1 protein-coding gene is annotated in these 852 nt (G+C 43.8%); it reads right to left on the bottom strand.

The features are described 5' to 3' along the window. The coding region (locus AC1DWN_RS34520) for a site-2 protease family protein (protein WP_477563309.1) at positions 1 to 847 on the bottom strand (847 nt) is incomplete at its 3' end. Positions 848 to 852: the final 5 nt, after the last annotated feature.

Below are 852 nucleotides of genomic sequence, written 5' to 3'. Positions count from 1 at the left end.
TAATACCCACTTTTCCAACACCTTCTTTATTTGGCGTCGGTGTCAACAATACTTGCTGAGCTATCCCATCACGGATAATATCCATTTTAACAGGAACGTTCGGTGATTTTCCGATAATATCGATCATTTTATCAAAATCCGCGCCGATTTTCACGCCATTTACGGTATCAATCACGTCGCCTTTTTTCAGGTTTGCTTTTTCTGCAGGCATATCGGGAGATACTTCGTTAACAAATAATCGGTCAGGATTTTCAACAGGCACGCCTGCCATTTGAATATATGCTGCAAATAATACAAACGCGAGCACGAAATTCATCATCGGTCCGGCAAAAATTGCAAGTGCACGCTGTCCTACCGTCTTATTGCCAAACTGTCTATCGACAGGGGCTATTTGCGTTTCCTTGCCTTTAGATATCATAAGCGCCTGAGGGTGTACGAAATAACTCTCGTTCTCTCCCTCGACATCTAGTGTAACAGAAAGCTTACGCTCCAAATCAATTAAGACGACCTCTCCACGTATAACGCCACTGCGATCATCCAAACGATCCAAATACAGCCTGGAAACCAAATTGTCCTTCAATCGAACGGCTATTGTCTGTCCAGGCTGAACATCGACAATCTCTGGATCCTCTCCAGCCATACGCACAAATCCGCCAGCTGGAATCAGTCTAAGCGTATATCGCGTTTCACCACGTTTAATGGATAAAAGCTTCGGTCCAAATCCGATTGCAAATTCGCGAACCAAAATACCTGCGCGTTTGGCGAAGTAATAATGACCCCATTCATGTATCGTCACGATGACGAAAAATACGAGTATGGTCAAAAAGACGACCTGTATCATCTGCATTAAGT

It is taken from the genome of Paenibacillus sp. P4_A7, from assembly GCF_056402455.1.
The sequence above is the reverse complement of the archived record's forward strand: the minus strand, read 5'-3'. Positions and strand labels throughout refer to the sequence as shown.